Annotated in this window: 2 protein-coding genes and 1 pseudogene; 1 reads left to right on the top strand and 2 read right to left on the bottom strand. The window is 71.3% G+C overall.

The window, feature by feature from the left end:
- The coding region (locus AC27VN_RS41565) for an SDR family NAD(P)-dependent oxidoreductase (RefSeq protein ID WP_490880523.1) at positions 1-104 on the bottom strand (104 nt) is incomplete at its 3' end.
- 123 nt (positions 105-227) lie between these two features.
- Here AC27VN_RS41565 and AC27VN_RS41560 point away from each other — a divergent pair.
- Positions 228-1,133 (top strand): LysR family transcriptional regulator, encoded by a 906-nt coding sequence (locus tag AC27VN_RS41560; RefSeq protein WP_490880522.1) that lies wholly within the window; start codon positions 228-230, stop codon positions 1,131-1,133.
- A 31-nt stretch (positions 1,134-1,164) separates the two neighbouring features.
- Here AC27VN_RS41560 and AC27VN_RS41555 read toward each other — a convergent pair.
- Positions 1,165-1,349 (bottom strand): annotated as a pseudogene (locus tag AC27VN_RS41555) (MFS transporter); the annotation flags it as partial.

Here is a 1,349-nt window from a genome sequence, read left to right as displayed (position 1 = left end):
GCGACGGCGAAACCGTCGGCCGACAGGCGCTGCGCGATGGCGGCGCCGATGCCGCGCGATGCGCCGGTGACGATCGCGACCTTGGGGTTGGAGGACTGGTTCATGGCGTGTTTCCTTGCGGTGGGTGGTTGGTGAGACGAATCTTCGATCGTTCCGTCCAAAAGATAATCACCGCCAAATCGCCATTACCATTCCATCCACTTCAACAATGGACCAACGGCACCGCCATGGACCGCTTCCAGGAAATGCAGGCCTTCGTGCGCATCGCCGAGCGCCAGAGCTTCACCCAGGCCTCGGAAGACCTCCAGATTCCGCGCGCCACCGTCACCAACCTGATCAAGCGCGTCGAGCAGCGCATCGGCACCCGGCTGCTCGAGCGCACCACGCGCACCGTGCGGCTCACGCAGGACGGCGAGGCCTACTACCGCCGCTGCGTGCGCCTGCTGGCCGACGTGGAGGAGGCCGAGGGGCTGTTCCGCGACACGGCGCCCAAGGGGCTGCTGCGCGTCAACCTGCAGGGCACGCTGGCGCGGCATTTCGTGGTGCCGGCGCTGCCGGACTTCCTGGCGCGCCATCCCGAGCTGACGCTGCACATCGGCGAGGACGACCGGCTGATCGACCTGGTGCGCGAGGGCGTCGACTGCGTGCTGCGCGCCGGCACGCTGCAGGACTCCTCGATGGTCGGGCGCCGCATCGCGCTGCTGCCGCAGGTCACGGTGGCGAGCCCCGGCTACCTGGCGCGGCATGGCGAGCCGGCCGATCCCGCGGCGCTGGCCGCGCCCGGCTCGACGCACCGTGCGGTCGACTACCTCTCGAGCGCCACCGGCAAGCCGGTGCCGCTCGAATTCACCGTCGACGGCCGCGTGAGCACGCTGCAGCTGCCGGCCACCGTGTCGGTCACCGGCACCGACCTCTACACCGGCTCGGCCGTCGCGGGCCTGGGGCTGGTGCAGGTGCCGCGCTACCGCGTGGCCGCGGAGCTGGCCGACGGGCGGCTGAAGGTGGTGCTCGACGGCTTCGCGCCGCCGCCGATGCCGGTGTCGGTGCTGTATTCGCAGCACCGGCAGCTGTCGGCGCGCGTGCGCGTGTTCACGCAGTGGCTGCGCGAGGTGTTCGAGGCGGCCGCGCTGTGACGCCCGCGCGACGGCTTCACCAAGGTGGCGGCTAGGACGCCGGGCAGTTCAGCGCCGCCTCCGCCCCCTGCGCCTGCTCCTCGCCGCGCAGGAATGCGAACACCACCACCGCCGTCAGCACCGTCACGGCCGCGAGCCCCAGCAGCAGCGTGGCGAAGGCATCGCCATACACCTGCAGCACGGCGGCACGGTCCAGGCCCGGCAGCAGCGCGAGCG

Source organism: Variovorax sp. 20P10.2.4 (assembly GCF_058244205.1).
The sequence above is the reverse complement of the archived record's forward strand: the minus strand, read 5'-3'. Positions and strand labels throughout refer to the sequence as shown.

Bases quoted from the DNA above. Each gene is read 5' to 3' on its own strand.
- AC27VN_RS41560 (WP_490880522.1), top strand. From the start codon at position 228: ATGGACCGCTTCCAGGAAATGCAGGCCTTCGTGCGCATCGCCGAGCGC.